This window comes from Pseudomonas sp. LBUM1655 (genome assembly GCF_059716085.1).
Window position 1 is genome coordinate 6084116 of the sequence record NZ_CP166801.1, and the last position, 20983, is coordinate 6105098.

A 20983-nucleotide genomic window follows, 5' to 3' on the forward strand; every position below is an offset into this window, starting at 1 on the left:
ATGCACGCTTTGCAAGCCAAGATCCTCGACCCACGCATCGGTACCGAATTCCCGCTGCCGCAATACGCCACCCCAGGCTCCGCCGGCCTCGACCTGCGCGCCATGCTGGAACAGGACATCGTGATCAAACCGGGTGAAACCGTGCTGATCCCTACCGGTCTGTCGGTTTACATCGGCGACCCGAACCTCGCAGCGCTGATCCTGCCGCGCTCAGGCATGGGCCACAAACACGGCATCGTGCTGGGCAACCTCGTTGGCCTGATCGACTCCGATTATCAAGGCCCGCTGATGGTGTCCTGCTGGAACCGCGGCCAGACCGACTTCACCATGACCGTCGGCGAGCGCTTGGCGCAACTGGTGCTGGTGCCAGTGGTACAGGCGCACTTCGAAATGGTTGAAGAATTTGTCGAAACCGAACGCGGCACGGGCGGTTTCGGGCATACCGGCACCAAATAAGCCGGTACCCCTGTAGGAGCAGCTTCTACAGGGGAAATTTGTGCGGATTCATCTGAAAGATTTACCGCCGCAAATCAAGGTTTTGCCGGGCCAAAGCCACGCCAGCCGAGGCGTCATGGCCCTTTCATACCACGAACTCTCTGTGGAAAACGCCGTCATACCCTTCAGTTTGAGCCTGCCGTCGAGTGAATCGTCGGTGTGACCCACCACTTTCGAGATGGAGCATTTCCGCAGATGAGCACCCCAGCCAAGATTGCCCCGAAGCTGCCCGACAGCATCTTTCGCGCCTATGACATTCGCGGCACCGTGCCGGAATTCCTCAATGCCGAAACCGCTTACTGGATCGGCCGCGCCATCGGCTCGCAGAGCCTGGCCCAAGGCGAGCCTAACGTTTCCGTCGGCCGCGACGGCCGTTTGTCCGGCCCGGAGCTGGTCGCAGAACTGATCCGCGGTATTGCCGAGAGCGGTTGCCACGTCAGCGATGTCGGTCTGGTGCCAACGCCTGCGTTGTACTACGCCGCCAACGTACTGGCCGGCAAGTCCGGCGTGATGCTCACCGGCAGCCACAACCCGTCGAACTACAACGGCTTCAAGATCGTGATCGCCGGCGACACCCTCGCCAACGAACAGATCCAGGTTCTGCACGAGCGCATCAAGACCAACAATCTGAGCAGCGGCCAAGGCAGCGTGACTCAAGTCGAAATTCTCGATCGCTATAACACAGAAATCGTCCAGGACATCAAACTGGCCCGCCGCCTGAAAGTCGTGGTCGACTGCGGCAACGGCGCAGCCGGCGTGATTGCTCCGCAACTGATCGAAGCGCTGAACTGCGAAGTCATCCCGCTGTTCTGCGAAGTTGACGGCAATTTCCCGAATCACCACCCGGATCCGGGAAAACCGGAAAACCTCGTCGACCTGATCGCCAAGGTCAAGGAAACCAACGCCGACCTCGGCCTGGCTTTTGACGGCGACGGTGACCGCGTCGGCGTAGTGACCAACACCGGCAGCATCGTCTATCCAGATCGCCTGCTGATGCTGTTCGCCCGCGACGTGGTGGCGCGCAACCCGGACGCGGAAATCATCTTCGACGTCAAATGCACCCGTCGCCTGGTACCGCTGATCAAGGAATACGGTGGCCGGCCGCTAATGTGGAAGACTGGTCATTCGTTGATCAAAAAGAAGATGAAACAATCCGGCGCGCTGTTGGCCGGTGAAATGAGCGGGCACATCTTCTTCAAGGAACGCTGGTTCGGTTTCGACGACGGCATCTACAGCGCCGCCCGGCTGCTGGAGATCCTCAGCAAGGAAAAATCCACGGCAGAAGAGTTGTTTGCGACCTTCCCGAACGATATTTCTACGCCGGAAATCAATATCCATGTGACCGAAGAGAGCAAATTCAGCATCATTGATGCACTGCACGACGCACAGTGGGGCGCAGGCGCTGACCTGACCACCATCGACGGCGTGCGAGTCGATTACGCCAAAGGCTGGGGCCTGGTGCGCGCGTCCAACACCACTCCGGTGCTGGTGCTGCGCTTCGAGGCCGATGACGAGGCTGAATTGCAGCGCATCAAGGATGTGTTCCACGCCCAATTGAAACGCGTTGCACCTGATCTCCAACTACCGTTCTGATCCACCCGGAGCCCTGAATGACCCTCGAACGCGAAGCCGCCGCCCATACCGCCCAGGTCCTGTCCGAAGCGTTGCCTTACATCCGACGTTATGTCGGCAAGACCCTGGTGATCAAATACGGCGGCAACGCGATGGAAAGCGAGGAGCTGAAAACCGGCTTCGCCCGCGACATCGTGTTGATGAAAGCCGTAGGCATCAACCCGGTCGTGGTTCATGGTGGTGGCCCGCAGATCGGTGATCTGCTCAAGCGCCTGTCGATCGAAAGCCACTTCGTCGACGGCATGCGCGTCACTGACGCCGCGACCATGGACGTGGTTGAAATGGTTCTCGGCGGTCAGGTCAACAAAAGCATCGTCAACCTGATCAACCGTCACGGCGGCAGCGCCATCGGCCTGACCGGTAAAGACGCCGGGCTGATTCGTGCGAAGAAGCTCACCGTCACCCGCCAGACCCCGGAGATGACTCAACCGGAAATCATCGACATCGGTCAGGTAGGCGAAGTGGTCGGGATCAACACCGAGCTGCTGAACCTGCTGGTCAAAGGCAATTTCATCCCGGTGATCGCGCCGATCGGCGTGGGTGAAAATGGCGAGTCGTACAACATCAACGCGGATCTGGTGGCCGGTAAAGTCGCTGAAGCGCTGAAAGCCGAAAAGCTGATGCTGCTGACCAACATCGCTGGCCTGATGGACAAATCGGGCACGGTGTTGACTGGTCTGAGCACCCAACAGGTCGACGACCTGATCGCCGACGGCACGATCTACGGCGGTATGTTGCCGAAGATCCGCTGCGCACTGGAAGCGGTTCAGGGCGGCGTAGGTAGCTCGCTGATCATCGACGGCCGCGTGCCGAACGCGATCCTGCTGGAAATCTTTACCGACACCGGTGTGGGCACGCTGATCAGCAATCGCAAGCGCCACTCATAGCTGAAACACAACAGATCGCAGACTGCGTCAGCCCCTTCAACACAGTACGAAAGTGCTGTAGGAACTGACGAAGCCTGCGATTTTTTTATGCGCGCAAGAAGTGTCCGACAAGAACCAGCGAAACGTCCGACATCTCTAAAGAACAAATCTCCCTAGGATCTTCCCCTCATCCACCGGAGATTTACCCATGCAAAAAGACCACGTTGCTTACGGCAGTGATGTTTCCCCCGGCACCTACGAGTGCGTGGATTGCGGCCACCAGTATTCCAATCAGGCCAAAACCTCGATGCCACCCTGCCCGCAATTTCGCAAGACCGCGCATGTTCTGAACGGCTGGAAGATCCTGACCGGACAAGGTGACGCGCCTAATGATCCCTATCCACAGAAAACCGATAAACCTTCCGGTATCAAGAGCGCCGAGGTCATTACGCCCTCGCACAAAAAATAACCTCGGAGCGCCTGAGCCATGCAGATATCGTTCACCATCGACGCCGACGCTTTCGAGCAGGAGCAAAAGGAACCGGTCAAAAAGACCCTGCGCATCGGCGACGCGGAAATCGCCCACGCTCTCCAGCGCATTGCCAAGGCCAGCCTGACCGAATACCTGAAAATGCTGGTCGAGGGCGGCATGCCCAGCCGGGCTGACGAGGCCAAACAGGATCGCCTGCTCTATCTGATTCAAAGCTACTTCGGGCAGACCTTGCCGACCGAATCGCAGATATCGACGATTTTTCAGTTGACCCAGAGCCAGAGCAAAACCCTGCTGAAAAACACTGTCTCGCGCTTTCGCAATCAGCTCGACGACATCCTGAAGCACAGCATGCGCGCGGTCGTCGAGTCTGCGGAACACGCAAAAGATGTCTATCTGGTGGTCATCAGTTCAGATGTGATCCGCGATGAACTGAACATGCTGATCACGCAAAACGAGCCGACATTCAAGCCCATCACCAAACGCAAAGGCAGCGCCGGACAGTTTGAGATCAGCGAGGATTCCCACGAGTTGCTGTGCGCAACGCTGGGGCTCAATGCCGTTCAGTGACATCGTCGCGGTCAGCGGCTTACTGCTGACCCTGACAACTTTCCTATTCAATCTCGCTTGGCCCAAGCTCAATGAAGCCTTGGCTCTGGATGAACATCAACAAGGCCTTCAGGCGAGAAAACGCAGCAGGGGAAAGGTCGTGGGGATTCTCTTGAGCTGTGCGTTGCCGCTGACAGGCGCCTTTACAGCGCTGTTTTACGTCAACCTACCAGCCGCCGTGCGCATTATTAGTAGCAGCACGCTGGATCTGTGGGATTTTGATGTTGATCGCACGCTGTATGTGATGGTGGTCACGGCGCTACTGGCATTTGCGCTGATTAATGCAGGATTGACGCTGAAATTGCTCAAAAAATGGCGAAACCTGCGTTGAACGCAAAAAAAAACCCCGCTCAGCCTAACTGAATGGGGTCTTTTTTTAACCTGCGATCCCTACACGGGCATTGCGTTAAACGCCGAACTGGGCGCGGTACGCTTCGACGGCCGGCAAATGCTGCTTGAGCTGCGGATCATCAGCGAGAAACTCCAGCACCTGATTCAGCGAAACGATGCTGATCACCGGAATACCGAAATCACGCTCCACTTCCTGAATGGCCGACAACTCACCGTTGCCACGCTCCTGACGGTTCAGGGCGATCAGCACGCCGGCTGCCTTGGCGCCGTCTTGGGAAGCGATGATCTGCATCACTTCGCGGATCGCGGTGCCGGCGGTGATCACGTCGTCGATGATCAGCACTTCACCGGTCAGCGGTGCGCCGACCAGGCTGCCGCCTTCGCCGTGGGCCTTGGCTTCTTTGCGGTTGAAGCACCATGGCAGGTCACGGTCGTGATGCTCGGCCAGCGCAACGGCAGTGGTCGCCGCCAGCGGGATGCCTTTGTAGGCTGGGCCAAAGAGCACGTCGAAGGCAATGCCGCTTTCGACAATGGCCGCCGCGTAGAAACGACCCAGTTGCGCCAGGGCAGAACCCGAGTTGAACAGGCCGGCATTGAAGAAGTAAGGACTGGTACGCCCGGACTTCAGGGTGAACTCACCGAAGCGCAAAACGCCGCGATCGATGGCAAAACGAATGAAATCGCGCTGATACGCTTGCATGAAAAAAACCCCAAATACCACGGATTTAGCTAATTAGCTTGACGCCGTGTATCATACACGCACGCGATTTTTGGGGCCATTTATGCGGATCATCAGTGTGAACGTCAATGGTATTCAGGCTGCAGTCGAGCGTGGTTTGCTCAGTTGGCTGCAAGCACAGAATGCCGACGTCATCTGCCTGCAGGACACCCGTGCCTCCGCCTTTGAACTGGATGACCCAGCCTTCCAACTGGATGGCTACTTCCTTTATGCCTGCGATGCTGAAGTCCCTGCCCAAGGTGGCGTGGCTTTGTATTCGCGGTTGCAACCGAAGGCTGTCATCAGCGGTCTCGGTTTCGAGACGGCCGACCGCTACGGGCGCTACCTGCAAGCAGATTTCGACAAAGTCAGTATTGCCACCTTGCTGCTTCCTTCTGGGATGAACGGCGATGAGGACTTGAACCAGAAGTTCAAGCTCATGGACGACTTCGGCAAGTACCTGGACAAACAGCGACGCAAACGTCGCGAGTACATTTATTGTGGCTCGCTGTACGTGGCGCAGCAGAAGCTCGACATCAAAAACTGGCGCGACAGCCAGCAATCCCCGGGCTTCCTGGCGCCAGAGCGCGCCTGGATGGACGAGATTGTCGGCAACATGGGCTACGTCGATGCCCTGCGCGAAGTCAGCCGCGAAGGCGACCAGTACAGCTGGTGGCCGGACAACGAGCAGGCCGAGATGCTCAATCTGGGCTGGCGCTTTGACTACCAGATCCTGACGCCGGGCCTGCGGCGCTTCGTGCGCAGCGCACGCCTGCCACGTCAGCCACGGTTCTCGCAGCACGCACCGCTGATCGTCGACTACGACTGGACGCTGACCATCTAAGCGTCGATTCGCAGACACAAAAAAATGCCCGTATCGAAAGATACGGGCATTTTTTATGCGTCAGACCACGGTGAAAGCGGCTTGACGCTTAATGCTCAAACAGCGGCGAAAAACGGCAGGGCCAGGTACAGCTTGATCACGATGACATTAATGATGTCGATGAAGAACGCCCCCACCATCGGCACCACGAGAAACGCAATCTGCGAAGGCCCGAAGCGTTGCGTCACTGCCTGCATGTTGGCAATGGCCGTAGGCGTCGCACCCAGCCCAAAACCGCAGTGCCCTGCCGCCAATACCGCCGCATCGTAGTTGCTGCCCATCATTCGGAACGTCACGAAAATCGCAAACAGCGCCATGACCAAGGCCTGCGTAGCCAGAATAATGAAGATCGGCAATGCCAGAGCGGCCAGATCCCACAATTTCAGAGACATCAAGGCAATCGCCAGAAACAGCGACAAGCTGACATTGCCCAGTACCGAGACTTCACGCTCGAACACCTGATACAGGCCCAGCGCCGACAGCCCATTACGTAGCACCACACCCACGAACAAAACGCAGACAAACGTCGGCAATTCGAAAGCGGTTCCTTGCAACAGGCCATTGAGAACATTGCCGGCCAATAGACTGACGGCGATCAGCGCCAGTGTCTCGATAAACGAAAAGGGGGTAATCGAGCGCTCTTTGTTCGGCTGCTCGAAACCCTTTGGCAAGCGTGGCGTTTCTTGAGGCTGGCAACCCGGCACTTGCACGCGCTTGATAAGCAGCCGGGCCACCGGCCCACCAATCAAGCCACCCAGGACCAGGCCGAATGTCGCCGAGGCAATCGCAAGCTCGGAGGCCGATGCCAGACCGTACTTCTCGCTGAACACAGCTACCCACGCAGCACCCGTACCGTGGCCACCCGACAAGGTAATCGAGCCCGTCAGCAGCCCCATCAACGGATCCAGTCCCAGCATTGTCGCAAGACCGATGCCCATGGCGTTCTGAACGACCAGAAGCCCGGTAACCGCCAGTAGAAAGATGCCGACTACGCGACCACCCTTCTTCAGGCTGGCAAAGTCTGCGCTCAAACCGATTGTGGCGAAGAATGCCAACATCAAAGGTGTTTGTAGTGACGTATCGAATCTGATTTCTATATCAAACGTTCGCAACATCAATAAACCCAGCGCAACCACCAAGCCACCGGCGACGGGTTCAGGAATATTGTAATTACGTAGAAAACCGACTCGTGCAACAAGCCCGCGACCCAGTAAAAGCACCAGAGAGGCGGCCACGAGCGTTCCATAAAAATCGAGCTGAATCATTGGGATTATTCTTGGCTATATATTCACCAGGCGTACTTTTTACCCGCGCACGCCTATTGAATCGGCTGATTGTCTCAACACTGATTGATTTGGAATTCAAAGACCTTCGATGGCTTGAATATATCGAGATGTTTCTGAAGCAACGTTGCGCGGAGTAACCTTAACAATCGCCAAGTCTTATTGCCAAGGACTCAGATCGCTCTAAAGCATTGCAGTTGTGACTAGAAGTGTAAGAGCTGAATATATATAAAAATATCGCCTACCGATTGTCGCGCGTAGAACCAGTCCTACACGAAAGAGTAATTAGTAGGGTTGCAAGAACACAAATGCCCTGACAAGTCAGGGCATTTGTATTAAAACTTTACGGGTCACGGAGGCTTCGTATTGATCGTTATTTGATCAGTCGCCAGGTGAACGGATATCGATAAGGGAATCCCTCATTGGCTTTCACCCCCGCGATGATCGTCAAGACCAGCGCACCGATGGCCAGCAGGCCCAACAGGAAGAAGCCGATAATCAGCAACATCAGCAAAAGGCAGATGGCCGAGGCAATCGCCACGGTGATCTGAAAATTCAGCGCTTCTTTACCCTGCGCATCGATGAACGGATCCGTCTCACGCTTCATCTGCCACAGAATCAGCGGCCCTATCAGGTTGCCAAACGGAATCCAGATCCCCAACAAGGCGGACAAGTGACAAAACATCGCCCATTGGCGAACCTGTTGGCTCGGTTTGGGTAGCAGCTCTTGCTCGTCACTCATCGCGTCCTCCTTGCGGGTTTGAACCTGCTCAGTCGGCCAGTGCAGCCTTCTGCAGTTCGAAGATTTCGTTCATGCCTTTCTTGGCCAGTTCCAGCATGGCGTTCAGGTCTTCAGGCTGGAACGGCGCGCCTTCAGCAGTACCCTGCACTTCGATGAAGCCACCGGAGCTGGTCATCACCACGTTGAGATCAGTCTCGGCGGCGGAATCTTCAAGATAGTCCAGATCCAGTACTGGCTCGCCCTGATACATGCCAACCGATACGGCGCCGATCATTTGCTTGAGCGGGTCGCCGCCTTTCAGGCCGCCACGCTTCTTGATCACTTTCAGCGCATCGACCAAGGCAACCATGGCGCCAGTGATGGACGCCGTGCGGGTGCCACCGTCGGCCTGGATTACATCGCAATCGACGTAAAGGGTCACGTCCCCCAGCTTGGACATGTCCAGAGCAGCACGCAGAGAGCGGCCGATCAGGCGCTGGATTTCCAGGGTGCGACCGCCCTGCTTGCCACGGCTCGCTTCACGCTGGTTACGCTCGCCGGTGGCGCGCGGCAGCATGCCGTATTCAGCGGTCAACCAGCCTTGGCCCTGACCCTTGAGGAAGCGCGGCACGCCGTTTTCGACGCTGACGGTGCAGATGACTTTGGTATCACCGAATTCGACCAGTACCGATCCTTCGGCGTGCTTGGTGTAGTTGCGGGTAATGCGGATCGAGCGGAGCTGATCGGCAGCGCGACCACTTGGACGTTTCATAGGAGATACCTGTACTGGGGACGGAAAACTGCGGAGCATTATAGAGCGCTGCACCGCCACTGGGCACTCGTTAAAAAAACAGGCCGACGACCGAAAGCCCTGAAACACGCATTACCGACGGGCTGCAGCCCTTTGTCACACCGTGTGTTTGGGCGCCTTCGCCGCACTGCGCTACAATCCTGCGCCTTTGCTGCCAGTCGGCTTAAATTCATTCATATCGCGCCTGCGGGACACATGTTCTGCGCCGATCTGCATTGCGAGGTCACCGCCATGGTGCACAGCATGACCGCCTTCGCCCGCGTCGAAAAAGCCGGCGCCCAAGGCACCCTGAGCTGGGAACTGCGCTCGGTCAACAGCCGCTATCTGGAGCCGCATCTGCGCCTGCCAGAGTCTTTTCGCGAGCTCGAGGGCGCCGTACGTGAAGCGCTGCGTCAGGGCCTGTCGCGGGGCAAACTGGAATGCACCCTGCGGTTCACCGAAGAAAGCACCGGCAAGCCGCTGCAAGTCGATCGTGAGCGCGCCGCACAATTGGTCGCCGCCGCAGAGACCGTTGCCGGCCTGATCAAGAACCCTGCCGCGCTCAACCCTCTCGAAGTGCTGGCTTGGCCCGGGGTTCTGGTCGCTGACGCAAGTGACCCGCAAGCCTTGAATGCCGAAGCCTTGGCTCTGTTCAATCAAGGGCTGAAAGAACTCAAGGCCGGTCGCGAGCGTGAAGGCGCAGAACTGGCGCGACTGATCAACGATCGCCTGACTTCCATCGAAGAAGACGTTGTGACCCTGCGTGAACTGGTTCCGCAGATGCTCGCCACACAGCGCCAGAAGGTTCTCGACCGCTTCGCCGACATGAAGGCCGAGCTGGATCCGCAGCGCCTTGAACAGGAAATGGTCATGCTCGCGCAAAAAAGCGATGTGGCCGAAGAACTGGATCGCCTGAGCACCCACATCATTGAAGTTCGCCGGGTGCTCAAGTCCGGTGGTGCGGCCGGACGTCGCCTGGACTTCCTGATGCAGGAACTCAACCGCGAAGCCAACACACTGGGCTCCAAGGCCTTTGACCCGCGCAGCACCCAAGCCGCCGTCAACCTCAAGGTGTTGATCGAGCAGATGCGCGAACAAGTGCAGAATATTGAGTAAGGCTACCCCGACATGACCCACAGCACCGGCACCCTGTACATCATTTCCGCGCCATCGGGCGCGGGCAAAAGCAGTCTGGTCAAGGCTTTGACCGACGCCAACCCGGAGATCCGTGTGTCGATCTCCCACACCACCCGCGCCATGCGCCCGGGTGAGGTGAACGGCGTGAACTATCACTTCGTCGAGCGCAACGAGTTCGTGAAGATGATCGAGCACGGTGATTTCCTCGAGCGCGCCGAAGTCTTCGGCAACCTCTACGGCACCTCGCAAAGCCACCTGCAACAAACCCTGGACGAAGGCCACGACCTGATTCTTGAAATCGATTGGCAAGGCGCCGAGCAAGTGCGCAAGCTGATGCCGCAGGCACGTTCGATCTTCATCCTGCCGCCGTCCTTGCAGGCTCTGCACCAGCGCCTGACCAATCGCGGCCAAGACAGCGACGAAATCATTGATGGCCGCATGCGCGAAGCCGTCAGCGAGATGAGCCACTACGTCGACTATGACTACCTGATCATCAACGACGATTTCGCCCACGCGCTGGACGATCTGCAGGCGATTTTTCGCGCCAATCAGCTGATCCAGAAGCGTCAGCAACAGCGTCACGGTAAATTACTGGCCGAATTGCTCGGTTAATCAGCACTTCCCAAAACCGCTGCAAGCGCTTTACATTGGCACTTGCAGCGCGTTGAAGAGTCTGGTTAAAAAATCAGCGCTTCCCTAATCGCTGGTGATTTTTTAAACTGTTGAGTCCGCTCGCCCAACCGGGCAGCGCGCATATTGCATTCGCTCCGAGGAATACCATGGCCCGCGTAACCGTTGAAGACTGCCTGAACCACGTGGAAAACCGTTTTGAGCTGGTCATGCTCTCTACCAAACGTGCCCGTCAACTGGCCACCGGCGGCAAAGAGCCTCTGGTTCAGTGGGAAAACGACAAGCCTACCGTTGTAGCGCTGCGTGAAATCGCGGAAGGCCTGATGAGCTATGAGTTCATTGCCAACGCTGAAATCGTCGAAGACGAACCGCTGTTCGCAGCGTTCGAGGACGAGTCCAACGAGGCCGTCTAAGCCTATGCCTGGTCGACGTAGCACGGCGCGGGGTCACAGCGAACGGCAGGAGTCATCATGCCGAGCATAGACGCCCTCGCCGATCGCTTATCGACCTACCTCGGCAATGACCAGGTCAACCTGGTCCGCCGAGCGTATTTCTACGCCGAACAAGCCCATGACGGTCAACGCCGCCGCAGCGGCGAGGCGTACGTCACGCATCCTCTTGCGGTGGCGAATATTCTTGCCGACATGCACATGGACCATCAGAGCCTGATGGCAGCGATGCTGCATGACGTGATCGAAGACACCGGTATCGCCAAAGAAGCGCTGCAAGCGCAGTTCGGTGAAACCGTGGCCGAACTGGTCGACGGGGTCAGCAAACTGACCCAGATGAATTTCGAGACCAAGGCCGAAGCCCAGGCTGAAAACTTCCAGAAAATGGCCATGGCCATGGCACGCGACATTCGTGTGATCCTGGTCAAGCTTGCCGACCGCCTGCACAACATGCGCACGCTGGAAGTGCTGTCCGGCGAAAAGCGCCGGCGCATCGCCAAGGAAACCCTCGAAATCTACGCGCCCATCGCCAACCGGCTGGGCATGCACGCCATTCGTATCGAGTTCGAAGACCTCGGTTTCAAGGCGATGCACCCGATGCGTTCCGCGCGGATCTACCAGGCAGTCAAACGCGCCCGGGGCAACCGCAAGGAAATCGTCAACAAGATCGAAGAATCCCTGGGTCATTGCCTCGCCATCGACGGCATTCAGGGCGAAGTCAGCGGTCGCCAGAAACACCTCTACGGCATCTACAAGAAAATGCGCGGCAAGCGTCGGGCCTTCAACGAGATCATGGACGTCTACGCGTTCCGGATCATCGTCGACAAGGTCGATACCTGCTACCGCGTGCTGGGCGCTGTACATAATTTGTACAAACCGTTGCCGGGACGTTTCAAGGATTACATCGCGATTCCCAAGGCCAACGGCTATCAGTCGCTGCACACCACGCTGTTCGGCATGCACGGTGTGCCGATCGAGATCCAGATCCGCACCCGCGAAATGGAAGAGATGGCCAACAACGGCATCGCCGCCCATTGGCTGTACAAATCCAGTGGTGATGAGCAACCGAAAGGCACTCATGCCCGCGCCCGTCAGTGGGTCAAGGGCGTGCTGGAAATGCAGCAACGTGCTGGCAACTCGCTGGAATTCATCGAAAGCGTGAAGATCGACCTGTTCCCGGACGAGGTCTACGTGTTCACGCCCAAAGGCCGGATCATGGAGCTGCCCAAAGGCTCCACGGCGGTCGACTTCGCCTACGCGGTGCACACCGATGTTGGCAACAGTTGCATCGCCTGCCGGATCAACCGCCGTCTCGCACCGCTGTCCGAGCCGCTGCAAAGCGGCTCCACGGTCGAGATCGTCAGCGCTCCCGGCGCACGGCCGAACCCGGCGTGGCTCAACTTTGTGGTCACCGGCAAGGCGCGAACGCACATTCGCCATGCGCTGAAACTGCAACGCCGCTCCGAGTCGATCAGCCTTGGCGAACGCCTGCTGAACAAGGTGCTCAACGGCTTCGACAGCGCGCTGGAAAAAATTCCGGCCGAACGCGTCGCGGCGATGCTCGCCGAATATCGCCTCGAACTGATCGAAGACCTGCTGGAAGACATTGGCCTGGGCAATCGCATGGCTTACGTGGTCGCCCGTCGTCTGCTTGGCGAAGGCGAACAGCTACCAAGCCCTGAAGGCCCGCTGGCGATTCGCGGCACCGAAGGCCTGGTACTCAGCTACGCCAAATGCTGCACGCCGATCCCGGGCGACCCGATTGTCGGGCACCTGTCGGCGGGCAAAGGCATGGTCGTGCACCTGGACAACTGCCGCAACATCAGCGAAATCCGGCACAACCCGGAAAAATGCATCCAGCTCTCCTGGGCCAAGGATGTCACCGGCGAATTCAACGTCGAGCTGCGCGTCGAGCTGGAACATCAGCGCGGCCTGATTGCGCTGCTCGCCAGTAGCGTCAACGCAGCCGACGGCAATATCGAGAAAATCAGCATGGACGAACGCGATGGTCGCATCAGCGTCGTCCAGTTGGTGGTCAGCGTCCACGACCGTGTGCACCTGGCCCGTGTGATCAAGAAACTGCGCGCCCTGACCGGAGTGATCCGCATCACCCGCATGCGTGCCTGAGCCCACCATTACAAGGAGTCATACATGACCAAGACTGTTATCACCAGCGACAAGGCCCCGGCTGCCATCGGCACCTACTCCCAGGCAATCAAGGCTGGCAACACCGTTTACATGTCGGGCCAGATTCCTCTGGACCCAAAAACCATGGAACTGGTGGAAGGCTTCGAAGCCCAGACCGTCCAGGTGTTCGAGAACCTCAAAGCCGTGGCCGAAGCCGCCGGCGGTTCGTTCAAGGACATCGTCAAACTGAACATCTTCCTCACCGACCTGAGCCACTTCGCCAAGGTCAACGAGATCATGGGCAAGTACTTCGACCAGCCATACCCGGCGCGCGCCGCCATCGGCGTGGCAGCCCTGCCAAAGGGTTCGCAGGTTGAAATGGATGCCATTCTGGTCATCGAGTGATGCGCACGGCGCGGCCTTAAGACGCCGCGCCGACTGCTCAGCAAGAAAAGGTTTTGAAAGGATTCCACCATGCGCAAAGCGCTAGCTCTCCCGCTGCTCGCCATTTTCCTCGGCGGCTGCGCCAGCAACCCTGCCGACCGTGACATCAGCGGCACCTGGATCAACCAGGTGGCGATCGATGCTGCAGCCAAGGGCGGCCCCCTGCGCGAAGCGCTTCAGGCCTACGGCCCGAACCTGGAGTGGGACGTCAACACCAAGGCCGGTCAGGCCCGCTATACCAACGGTTTTGAGAACGTCGAAGGACGGCTGCTGGGCGAACAGTCCGGCGCCTGGAAAGTCGACTTCTATGGCAGCTCCGCCAGCGAGCTGAAACGCGACGGCGGGCAACTGCAGCAAGCCGCCAGCGAAAACGAACCGGAACAGGTCTTCGACCGCGCACAGATTCCGGTGCCGGAAGGCGCACCGATCGGGGCCAGTTTCGAACGGGCACTGTATTCGGCCTACATGGGCGGCAGCTGGACAATTGCCAGTGGTCAAGGCGAAGGCGGCACCGTGCAGTTCCAGGCCGATGGCCAGGTCTCCGGTTTGCCGGGTGCCGATCGCTATGCGTTGTGCCTGGCGGGCGATTGCGCGTCGATGAGCAGCACCAATGACAACATGTGGCTGCAACTCAACGGTCAGGGCAATGCCTATATCTTTGCGCGCAAGGGCAAGGAACTGGAAATCTTCCAGGCCGTGAACACGGCGTTGGCGGATGAAATGCCGCAGTACACGCCAGGCGAACGAAAGTGGTTGCTTGAGAAGCAGTAAACGTACCTGAGAGCAACACATAATACTGTGGGAGCGAGCTTGCTCCCACAGGTGTTTTTGGCGTCTTTAAGTCAGCATTTTCCTTCAAGGATCGCCGCGTAACCTTCGCGGTAACTCGGGTATTTCGGCGTCCAACCCAAGGCCTTCGCCCGGGCATTGCTGCACCGCTTGCTACCGGTACGCCGCACACTGGCATCCTCCGCCCACTCGGTCACACCGAGGTACTCACGCAACCAGCCCACCACTTCGGCCAACGGTGCCGGTGCATCATCGACGCCAATATAGAACTGTTCCAGCGCCACACCTCGATGATCAGCATCCAGCAGGAACGCCAGCAATCCCGCCGCGTCATCGGCATGTATGCGATTGCCATACAGCGGCGGATCAACTGCAACCCGATAACCACGACGTACCTGAGTCAGCAGCCATTCACGGCCCGGACCGTAGATACCGGTCAGACGCAGGACGCTCGCCGGGATACCGCTGTTAAGTGCCACCTGCTCGGCTTCGAGCATCAATCGACCTGAGTAACCGGTGGCGACGGTTTCGGAAGTCTCATCCACCCACTCGCCGTCCAGTTGCCCGTAGACACTGCTGCTAGACACGAAGATCAGGCGCTCGGGCACTTGCCCATAGTCGTCCAGCCAACTCAGCACGTTCTGCAAGCCCTGCACATAAGCCGCGCGATAGCCGGCCTCGTCGTGATCGGTCGCCGCTGCGCAATACACCAGGTAATCCACGGCACCGACGGGCCAGGTCGCCGGACAGTCTTCGTTGAACAGGTCGCCGGCAACACCGATGACACCCTCAGGCAAACGCGAGACATCACGGCGCAGGCCATGAACTTCCCACCCGGCGGTCAACAATTGCTTGGCCAGACGACTGCCGACATCACCACAACCGGCAATCAAAACAGAAGGCGCGGACATCAAAAAACTCCCATCGGAAAGGGACAGACTAGCCTTGGCAGGAGACGTGCGGCTAGCAATCAAGGAAAAAAAGATACTCTATTACTTTTGTTAACAAGAATTACTTGCAATAATGCAGGCCACTTTTGTTCTCGGCCTCACGAGGCCTGGAAGAGCATCATCGTTTTTCTATCTCAGGTCCGGCCAGCATGACACGTAATCACATCCCCGCTTCGCCAACCAACCGACCTCGCGCCTGGAGCGCGGTGGCAGCTCTGCTGCTCAGCCTGATGCTGGCACCGACCGCCGCCTTCGCCGACGCCCAAGCACCTGCGACGCCAGCCGCCACCGAGCAGAGCGCTCCCGCGGCTGCCGCACCTGACGCAACAGCCCCTGTTCAGACCCTAGATGCCACACCGGCCGAAGTCCCTCAAGCCCTCGAAGCCGACAACAGCCTTGGCATGGCCCACGACCTGTCGCCATGGGGCATGTACCAGAACGCCGACATTATCGTGAAAATCGTGATGATCGGCCTGGCCATCGCTTCGATCATCACCTGGACCATCTGGATCGCCAAAGGCTTTGAGCTGATGGGTGCCAAGCGTCGTCTGCGGGGTGAAATCGCCGCGCTGAAGAAAGCCACCACCCTTAAAGAAGCCAGTTCCACTGCGGGCAAGGAAGGCACCCTCGCCAACCTGCTCGTGCACGACGCGCTCGAAGAGATGCGCCTGTCGGCCAACAGCCGCGAGAAAGAAGGCATCAAGGAACGCGTCAGTTTCCGTCTCGAGCGTCTGGTTGCCGCTTGTGGTCGCAACATGAGCAGCGGCACCGGCGTGCTGGCTACCATCGGTTCCACCGCACCGTTCGTCGGCCTGTTCGGTACCGTGTGGGGCATCATGAACTCCTTCATCGGCATTGCCAAAACCCAGACCACCAACCTCGCCGTCGTGGCCCCAGGCATTGCTGAAGCACTGCTGGCCACCGCACTGGGTCTGGTTGCTGCGATTCCTGCGGTTGTGATCTACAACGTGTTCGCCCGCTCCATCGCCGGTTACAAGGCGCAGGTGTCCGACGCTTCGGCAGAAGTCCTGCTGCTGGTCAGCCGCGACCTCGATCACCAGCCTGAGCGCAGCTCGCAACCGCACATGGTGAAAGTGGGGTAATCGGCCATGGGCCTGCATTTGAAAGAAGGCGCAGACGACGATCTGGCCGAGAACCACGAAATCAACGTCACGCCGTTCATCGACGTGATGCTGGTGCTGTTGATCATCTTCATGGTGGCCGCTCCATTGGCCACGGTGGACATCAAAGTCGACCTGCCTGCCTCGACCGCCAAACCGGCGCCGCGGCCGGAGAAACCGGTGTTCCTCAGCGTCAAGGCTGACCAGCGCCTGTTCCTCGGCGAAGACGAAGTGAAGCCTGAAGCACTGGGCGCCACCCTCGACGCGCGCACCAAAGGCAAGAAAGACACCACCATCTTCTTCCAGGCTGACAAAGGCGTGGATTACGGCGACCTGATGAGCGTCATGGATAACCTGCGCGCAGCAGGCTACCTGAAGGTCGGTCTGGTCGGACTCGAGAGCGCAGTCAAGAAATGATCACGACGCGCCATAAGCTGACGCGTTACAGCGGTAGCCTGGCCGTGGTGCTGGGCGTTCACGCGCTGGCCATCGCGCTGGCGCTGAACTGGACGACCCGCCCGCCCATCGAATTGCCGCCTCAGGCAATGATGGTCGAGCTGGCACCGGTTCCAGCCCCGCCACCGCCGGCCCCGCCGAAAGTCGTCACGCCACCGCAGCCACCTGCGCCGGTCGAAGAGCTGCCGATTCCGAAATTGGCCGAAGCGCCGAAAGCCGAAATCGCAGTGCAGAAACCCAAACCGAAGCCAAAGCCTAAACCGCCGAAGCCGATCGAGAAAAAGCTGCCCGATCCGCCGAAGGAAAAACCTTCCGAGGAAAAACCGGCCGACACGCCACCGACTCCGGCACCGACGGAGAAATCCGCGGCACCGGCACCAGGCCCGTCGCCGGCACAAATGGCCGCCAAGGCCAGTTGGCAAGGCACCCTGCTCGCGCATCTGGCCAAGTACAAAAAGTATCCGCAAAGTGCTCAGGCACGTGGCAAGGAAGGCCTGAACCGACTACGTTTCGTGGTCGATGGCGAAGGCAACGTGCTGTCGTTCGAACTGGTGGGCCGCTCCGGCAACGCCGATCTGGACCGGGCCACCCTGGAAATGATCCGCCGCGCGCAGCCGCTACCCAAGCCACCGGCCGACATGTTGACCAATGGCTCGATCGAAATTGTTGCGCCGTTTGTTTACTCGCTCGAACGCCGCCGCTAAGAAACACCGCAATACCTGTGGGAGCGAGCCTGCTCGCGAAGGGGCCATGTCAGTCAGCACATTTTTGTCTGACCTACCGCTTTCGCGAGCAGGCTCGCTCCCACAATGGTTCTCCGCTGGCCGGATGATCCAGTCAAAAGGCACCGAAAGGTGCCTTTTGCATATCTAGCAACGGCAAACCCACATTGCCCGGTGTCGCACTCCTCCCTCAGTCTGATAACGTGCGTCTATCGATCGCAGCCGGTATGCTTGGCCCGCATCTTCATGGACGCTTGCTATGACCCTCACAGAATTACGCTACATCGTCACCCTCGCCCAAGAGCAGCATTTCGGCCACGCCGCCGAAAAATGCCACGTCAGCCAGCCGACCCTGTCGGTGGGCGTGAAGAAACTTGAAGACGAACTCGGTGTGCTGATTTTCGAGCGCAGCAAAAGTGCCGTGCGTGTGACGCCGGTCGGCGAAGGCATCGTCGCCCAGGCACAAAAAGTACTTGAGCAGGCACAAGGCATTCGCGAACTGGCCCAGGCTGGCAAAAACCAGCTGACAGCCCCGCTGAAAGTCGGCGCGATCTACACCGTCGGCCCGTACTTGTTCCCGCACCTGATTCCACAACTGCACCGGGTCGCCCCGCAGATGCCGTTGTATATCGAAGAAAACTTCACCCATGTGCTGCGCGACAAACTGCGCAACGGCGAGCTCGACGCGGTCATCATCGCCCTGCCGTTCAACGAAGCCGACGTGCTGACCCTGCCGCTCTACGACGAGCCGTTCTACGTCCTGATGCCGGCGCAGCACCCGTGGACGCAAAAAGAAACCATCGACGCCGGCCTGCTCAACGACAAGAGCCTGCTGCTGCTCGGCGAAGGTCACTGCTTCCGTGATCAAGTGCTCGAAGCCTGCCCGACCCTCACCAAGGGCAACGACGGCGCCAAGCACACCACGGTCGAATCCAGCTCGCTGGAAACCATTCGCCACATGGTCGCGTCCGGCCTGGGCATCTCGATCCTGCCGCTGTCGGCCGTCGACAGCCATCACTACGCCCCGGGCGTGATCGAAGTGCGGCCATTGTCGCCGCCGGTACCATTCCGCACCGTGGCGATTGCCTGGCGCGCGAGCTTTCCGCGACCGAAAGCCATCGAGATCCTTGCCGACTCCATTCGCCTGTGCTCGGTGGCCAAGCCAGCGGCACCGGTTACAGCCGGTTAAGCGAGCGTCATGACGGAGCTGTCGCAAGTGTCGGTGACGGCACTCAAGGGTGTCGGCGAAGCCATGGCCGAGAAATTGGCCAAGGTCGGTCTGGAGAATCTCCAGGACGTGCTGTTCCACCTTCCGCTGCGCTACCAGGATCGCACCCGCGTGGTGCCTATCGGCCACTTGCGTCCGGGACAGGACGCCGTGGTCGAAGGCACCGTCAGCGGCGCTGACGTGGTCATGGGTCGTCGTCGTAGCCTCGTCGTGCGCTTGCAGGACGGCACCGGCGGCCTGAGTCTGCGCTTCTACCATTTCAGCAACGCACAGAAAGAAGGCCTCAAGCGCGGCACGCGAGTTCGCTGCTACGGTGAAGCCCGACCCGGCGCATCAGGACTGGAAATCTACCACCCGGAATACCGCGCAATCACTGGCGACGAGCCGCCACCGGTGGATGAAACCCTGACCCCGGTCTACCCGCTCACCGAAGGCCTGACCCAGGCGCGACTTCGCCAGCTATGCATGCAAACGCTGACGATGCTCAAGCCTGACACCCTGCCCGACTGGCTGCCGACCGAGCTGGCTCGTGACTATCAACTGGCGCCGTTGGCCGATGCGATCCGCTACCTGCACAACCCGCCCGCCGATGCCGACGTCGATGAACTCGCCCTCGGTCATCACTGGGCCCAGCATCGCCTCGCCTTCGAAGAGCTTTTGACGCATCAACTGTCCCAGCAACGCCTGCGCGAGAGCATGCGTTCGCTACGCGCGCCGGCCATGCCGAAAGCGAAAAAGCTGCCGCCGAAATATCTGGCCAACCTCGGCTTCAGCCCGACCGGTGCGCAACAACGCGTTGGCAACGAAATCGCCTACGACCTGAGCCAACACGAACCGATGCTGCGGCTGATTCAGGGCGACGTTGGCGCGGGTAAAACCGTGGTCGCCGCCCTCGCTGCGCTGCAAGCGCTGGAGGCCGGCTATCAAGTTGCACTGATGGCGCCGACCGAGATCCTCGCCGAACAACACTTCATCACCTTCAAGCGCTGGCTCGAACCGCTGGGCATTGAAGTCGCGTGGCTGGCCGGCAAGCTCAAGGGCAAGAATCGCGTCGCCGCGCTGGAGCAGATCGCCAGCGGCGCGCCGATGGTGGTGGGCACCCACGCGCTGTTCCAGGACGAAGTGCAGTTCAAGAATCTCGCGCTGGTGATCATCGACGAACAGCACCGCTTCGGCGTACAGCAACGTCTGGCGCTGCGGCAGAAAGGCGTCGGCGGGCGCATGTGCCCGCATCAACTGATCATGACTGCCACACCGATTCCGCGGACGCTGGCGATGAGCGCCTACGCCGACCTCGACACCTCAATCCTCGACGAATTGCCGCCCGGTCGAACCCCGGTCAACACCGTGCTGGTCACCGATACCCGCCGCGTCGAAGTCATCGAACGGGTGCGCGGTGCTTGCGCCGAAGGGCGTCAGGCCTATTGGGTGTGCACGCTGATTGAAGAGTCGGAAGAGCTGACCTGTCAGGCCGCCGAGACCACGTTCGAAGACCTCACCGCCGCCCTCGGCGAGCTGAAAGTCGGGCTGATCCACGGCCGCATGAAACCCGTCGAAAAAGCCGCGGTGATGGCCGAGTTCAAGGCCGGCAACTTGCAACTGCTGGTCGCCACCACGGTGATTGAAGTCGGTGTCGACGTACCCAACGCCAGCCTGATGATCATCGAAAACCCTGAACGCCTCGGCCTCGCGCAGTTGCACCAGTTGCGCGGCCGCGTGGGTCGAGGCAGCGCCGCCAGCCATTGCGTGCTGCTCTACCATCCGCCACTGTCACAGATCGGTCGCCAGCGCCTGGGCATCATGCGCGAGACCAACGACGGTTTCGTCATCGCCGAAAAAGACCTCGAACTGCGCGGCCCCGGCGAAATGCTCGGCACCCGCCAGACCGGCCTGCTGCAATTCAAGGTCGCCGACCTGATGCGCGACGCCGACCTTCTGCCCGCCGTGCGCGATGCAGCGCAAGCTTTGCTGGAACGCTGGCCGACGCACGTCAGCCCATTGCTCGACCGCTGGCTGCGCCATGGGCAGCAATACGGCCAAGTGTGAGCACCGTCGCAGTTTCTGAACCCTCGTTCCAACCAAGCTGGTTATA

22 protein-coding genes and 1 pseudogene are annotated in these 20983 nt (G+C 59.3%); 18 read left to right on the forward strand and 5 right to left on the reverse strand.

Annotated elements, in window-relative coordinates:
- The 6 genes and pseudogenes from dut (at nucleotide 1) to ACA074_RS27500 (ending at nucleotide 4423) form a co-directional block, all read left to right on the forward strand.
- Nucleotides 1-456 carry a dUTP diphosphatase gene (gene dut, locus ACA074_RS27475; protein ID WP_016985816.1) on the forward strand — a complete coding sequence of 152 codons (456 nt, stop codon included), beginning with the start codon at nucleotides 1-3 and terminating at the stop codon, nucleotides 454-456.
- Nucleotides 457-684: 228 nt separating this feature from the next.
- A pseudogene (locus ACA074_RS27480) lies at nucleotides 685-2088 on the forward strand (phosphomannomutase/phosphoglucomutase); the annotation flags it as partial.
- A 17-nt stretch (nucleotides 2089-2105) separates the two neighbouring features.
- Nucleotides 2106-3014, forward strand: a complete 909-nt coding sequence (gene argB / locus ACA074_RS27485; RefSeq protein WP_187680348.1) for an acetylglutamate kinase — start codon at nucleotides 2106-2108, stop codon at nucleotides 3012-3014.
- A gap of 187 nt (nucleotides 3015-3201) precedes the next feature.
- Nucleotides 3202-3462: a hypothetical protein gene (locus tag ACA074_RS27490; protein ID WP_187680347.1), complete on the forward strand. Its 261-nt coding sequence runs from the start codon at nucleotides 3202-3204 to the stop codon at nucleotides 3460-3462.
- 18 nt (nucleotides 3463-3480) lie between these two features.
- A complete protein-coding gene (locus ACA074_RS27495; protein ID WP_187680346.1) occupies nucleotides 3481-4053 on the forward strand; it encodes a hypothetical protein in 573 nt (190 codons plus the stop codon).
- Nucleotides 4040-4423, forward strand: a complete 384-nt coding sequence (locus ACA074_RS27500; RefSeq protein ID WP_497658320.1) for a hypothetical protein — start codon at nucleotides 4040-4042, stop codon at nucleotides 4421-4423. The genes ACA074_RS27495 and ACA074_RS27500 overlap by 14 nt, the downstream gene beginning before the upstream one ends.
- Before the next feature lie 75 nt (nucleotides 4424-4498).
- On the opposite strand, the gene pyrE is transcribed toward ACA074_RS27500, so the two are convergent.
- Nucleotides 4499-5143, reverse strand: a complete 645-nt coding sequence (gene pyrE, locus ACA074_RS27505) for an orotate phosphoribosyltransferase (protein WP_187680344.1) — start codon at nucleotides 5141-5143, stop codon at nucleotides 4499-4501.
- Nucleotides 5144-5225: 82 nt separating this feature from the next.
- On the opposite strand from pyrE, the gene crc reads away from it, so the two are divergent.
- A complete protein-coding gene (gene crc / locus ACA074_RS27510; RefSeq protein ID WP_007920349.1) occupies nucleotides 5226-6005 on the forward strand; it encodes a catabolite repression control protein Crc in 780 nt (259 codons plus the stop codon).
- Nucleotides 6006-6100: 95 nt separating this feature from the next.
- Here the strand turns inward: crc and gltS are convergent, their stop codons facing one another.
- From gltS to rph, 3 genes are all read right to left on the reverse strand, one after another.
- Nucleotides 6101-7309 carry a sodium/glutamate symporter gene (gltS, locus tag ACA074_RS27515; RefSeq protein WP_497678136.1) on the reverse strand — a complete coding sequence of 403 codons (1209 nt, stop codon included), beginning with the start codon at nucleotides 7307-7309 and terminating at the stop codon, nucleotides 6101-6103.
- A 391-nt stretch (nucleotides 7310-7700) separates the two neighbouring features.
- On the reverse strand, nucleotides 7701-8069 hold the full coding sequence (locus tag ACA074_RS27520; RefSeq protein ID WP_401272182.1) for a DUF4870 domain-containing protein: 369 nt from the start codon (nucleotides 8067-8069) through the stop codon (nucleotides 7701-7703).
- A gap of 28 nt (nucleotides 8070-8097) precedes the next feature.
- The gene (gene rph / locus ACA074_RS27525; RefSeq protein ID WP_095187917.1) at nucleotides 8098-8820 is read right to left on the reverse strand and encodes a ribonuclease PH; all 723 of its coding nucleotides are present in this window, start codon (nucleotides 8818-8820) and stop codon (nucleotides 8098-8100) included.
- 270 nt (nucleotides 8821-9090) lie between these two features.
- Here rph and ACA074_RS27530 point away from each other — a divergent pair, with 270 nt between their 5' ends.
- The 6 genes from ACA074_RS27530 to ACA074_RS27555 all read left to right on the forward strand — a co-directional run bounded on the left by ACA074_RS27530 (nucleotide 9091) and on the right by ACA074_RS27555 (nucleotide 14396).
- Complete coding sequence (locus ACA074_RS27530) at nucleotides 9091-9954, forward strand: YicC/YloC family endoribonuclease (protein ID WP_187680376.1); 864 nt, start codon at nucleotides 9091-9093, stop codon at nucleotides 9952-9954.
- A 12-nt stretch (nucleotides 9955-9966) separates the two neighbouring features.
- A complete protein-coding gene (gene gmk, locus ACA074_RS27535; RefSeq protein ID WP_187680341.1) occupies nucleotides 9967-10587 on the forward strand; it encodes a guanylate kinase in 621 nt (206 codons plus the stop codon).
- A 167-nt stretch (nucleotides 10588-10754) separates the two neighbouring features.
- Nucleotides 10755-11018 carry a DNA-directed RNA polymerase subunit omega gene (gene rpoZ, locus ACA074_RS27540; RefSeq protein ID WP_007894670.1) on the forward strand — a complete coding sequence of 88 codons (264 nt, stop codon included), beginning with the start codon at nucleotides 10755-10757 and terminating at the stop codon, nucleotides 11016-11018.
- Nucleotides 11019-11075: 57 nt separating this feature from the next.
- Nucleotides 11076-13181, forward strand: coding sequence for a bifunctional GTP diphosphokinase/guanosine-3',5'-bis pyrophosphate 3'-pyrophosphohydrolase (gene spoT / locus ACA074_RS27545; protein WP_187680340.1), 2106 nt, complete (start codon nucleotides 11076-11078; stop codon nucleotides 13179-13181).
- A 24-nt stretch (nucleotides 13182-13205) separates the two neighbouring features.
- Complete coding sequence (locus ACA074_RS27550; RefSeq protein WP_003229509.1) at nucleotides 13206-13586, forward strand: RidA family protein; 381 nt, start codon at nucleotides 13206-13208, stop codon at nucleotides 13584-13586.
- 69 nt (nucleotides 13587-13655) lie between these two features.
- Nucleotides 13656-14396 (forward strand): putative periplasmic lipoprotein, encoded by a 741-nt coding sequence (locus ACA074_RS27555; RefSeq protein WP_401269773.1) that lies wholly within the window; start codon nucleotides 13656-13658, stop codon nucleotides 14394-14396.
- Nucleotides 14397-14467: 71 nt separating this feature from the next.
- Here ACA074_RS27555 and ACA074_RS27560 read toward each other — a convergent pair whose 3' ends face one another.
- Nucleotides 14468-15325 (reverse strand): SDR family oxidoreductase, encoded by an 858-nt coding sequence (locus ACA074_RS27560; protein ID WP_497678137.1) that lies wholly within the window; start codon nucleotides 15323-15325, stop codon nucleotides 14468-14470.
- A gap of 188 nt (nucleotides 15326-15513) precedes the next feature.
- Here ACA074_RS27560 and exbB point away from each other — a divergent pair, with 188 nt between their 5' ends.
- The 5 genes from exbB (at nucleotide 15514) to recG (ending at nucleotide 20937) form a co-directional block, all read left to right on the forward strand.
- Entirely contained in the window at nucleotides 15514-16467 is a 954-nt protein-coding gene (gene exbB, locus ACA074_RS27565; protein ID WP_497615611.1) for a tonB-system energizer ExbB, read from the forward strand.
- 6 nt (nucleotides 16468-16473) lie between these two features.
- Nucleotides 16474-16902, forward strand: coding sequence for a TonB system transport protein ExbD (exbD, locus tag ACA074_RS27570; RefSeq protein WP_095187912.1), 429 nt, complete (start codon nucleotides 16474-16476; stop codon nucleotides 16900-16902).
- On the forward strand, nucleotides 16899-17645 hold the full coding sequence (locus ACA074_RS27575; protein WP_497658323.1) for an energy transducer TonB family protein: 747 nt from the start codon (nucleotides 16899-16901) through the stop codon (nucleotides 17643-17645). The genes exbD and ACA074_RS27575 overlap by 4 nt, the downstream gene beginning before the upstream one ends.
- 277 nt (nucleotides 17646-17922) lie before the next feature.
- Nucleotides 17923-18852, forward strand: coding sequence for a hydrogen peroxide-inducible genes activator (locus ACA074_RS27580; protein ID WP_187680335.1), 930 nt, complete (start codon nucleotides 17923-17925; stop codon nucleotides 18850-18852).
- 9 nt (nucleotides 18853-18861) lie between these two features.
- Nucleotides 18862-20937 (forward strand): ATP-dependent DNA helicase RecG, encoded by a 2076-nt coding sequence (gene recG, locus ACA074_RS27585; protein ID WP_401269781.1) that lies wholly within the window; start codon nucleotides 18862-18864, stop codon nucleotides 20935-20937.
- Nucleotides 20938-20983: the final 46 nt, after the last annotated feature.

Coding starts and splice junctions, on each gene's coding strand:
- exbD (WP_095187912.1), top strand. CDS start 16,474: ATGGGCCTGCATTTGAAAGAAGGCGCAGACGACGATCTGGCCGAGAAC.
- ACA074_RS27575 (WP_497658323.1), top strand. CDS start 16,899: ATGATCACGACGCGCCATAAGCTGACGCGTTACAGCGGTAGCCTGGCC.
- exbB (WP_497615611.1), top strand. CDS start 15,514: ATGACACGTAATCACATCCCCGCTTCGCCAACCAACCGACCTCGCGCC.
- dut (WP_016985816.1), top strand. CDS start 1: ATGCACGCTTTGCAAGCCAAGATCCTCGACCCACGCATCGGTACCGAA.
- argB (WP_187680348.1), top strand. CDS start 2,106: ATGACCCTCGAACGCGAAGCCGCCGCCCATACCGCCCAGGTCCTGTCC.
- ACA074_RS27560 (WP_497678137.1), bottom strand. CDS start 15,325: ATGTCCGCGCCTTCTGTTTTGATTGCCGGTTGTGGTGATGTCGGCAGT.
- ACA074_RS27520 (WP_401272182.1), bottom strand. CDS start 8,069: ATGAGTGACGAGCAAGAGCTGCTACCCAAACCGAGCCAACAGGTTCGC.
- rph (WP_095187917.1), bottom strand. CDS start 8,820: ATGAAACGTCCAAGTGGTCGCGCTGCCGATCAGCTCCGCTCGATCCGC.
- rpoZ (WP_007894670.1), top strand. CDS start 10,755: ATGGCCCGCGTAACCGTTGAAGACTGCCTGAACCACGTGGAAAACCGT.
- ACA074_RS27550 (WP_003229509.1), top strand. CDS start 13,206: ATGACCAAGACTGTTATCACCAGCGACAAGGCCCCGGCTGCCATCGGC.
- recG (WP_401269781.1), top strand. CDS start 18,862: ATGACGGAGCTGTCGCAAGTGTCGGTGACGGCACTCAAGGGTGTCGGC.
- ACA074_RS27495 (WP_187680346.1), top strand. CDS start 3,481: ATGCAGATATCGTTCACCATCGACGCCGACGCTTTCGAGCAGGAGCAA.
- spoT (WP_187680340.1), top strand. CDS start 11,076: ATGCCGAGCATAGACGCCCTCGCCGATCGCTTATCGACCTACCTCGGC.
- crc (WP_007920349.1), top strand. CDS start 5,226: ATGCGGATCATCAGTGTGAACGTCAATGGTATTCAGGCTGCAGTCGAG.
- gmk (WP_187680341.1), top strand. CDS start 9,967: ATGACCCACAGCACCGGCACCCTGTACATCATTTCCGCGCCATCGGGC.
- ACA074_RS27555 (WP_401269773.1), top strand. CDS start 13,656: ATGCGCAAAGCGCTAGCTCTCCCGCTGCTCGCCATTTTCCTCGGCGGC.
- pyrE (WP_187680344.1), bottom strand. CDS start 5,143: ATGCAAGCGTATCAGCGCGATTTCATTCGTTTTGCCATCGATCGCGGC.
- ACA074_RS27490 (WP_187680347.1), top strand. CDS start 3,202: ATGCAAAAAGACCACGTTGCTTACGGCAGTGATGTTTCCCCCGGCACC.
- ACA074_RS27500 (WP_497658320.1), top strand. CDS start 4,040: ATGCCGTTCAGTGACATCGTCGCGGTCAGCGGCTTACTGCTGACCCTG.
- ACA074_RS27530 (WP_187680376.1), top strand. CDS start 9,091: ATGGTGCACAGCATGACCGCCTTCGCCCGCGTCGAAAAAGCCGGCGCC.
- ACA074_RS27580 (WP_187680335.1), top strand. CDS start 17,923: ATGACCCTCACAGAATTACGCTACATCGTCACCCTCGCCCAAGAGCAG.
- gltS (WP_497678136.1), bottom strand. CDS start 7,309: ATGATTCAGCTCGATTTTTATGGAACGCTCGTGGCCGCCTCTCTGGTG.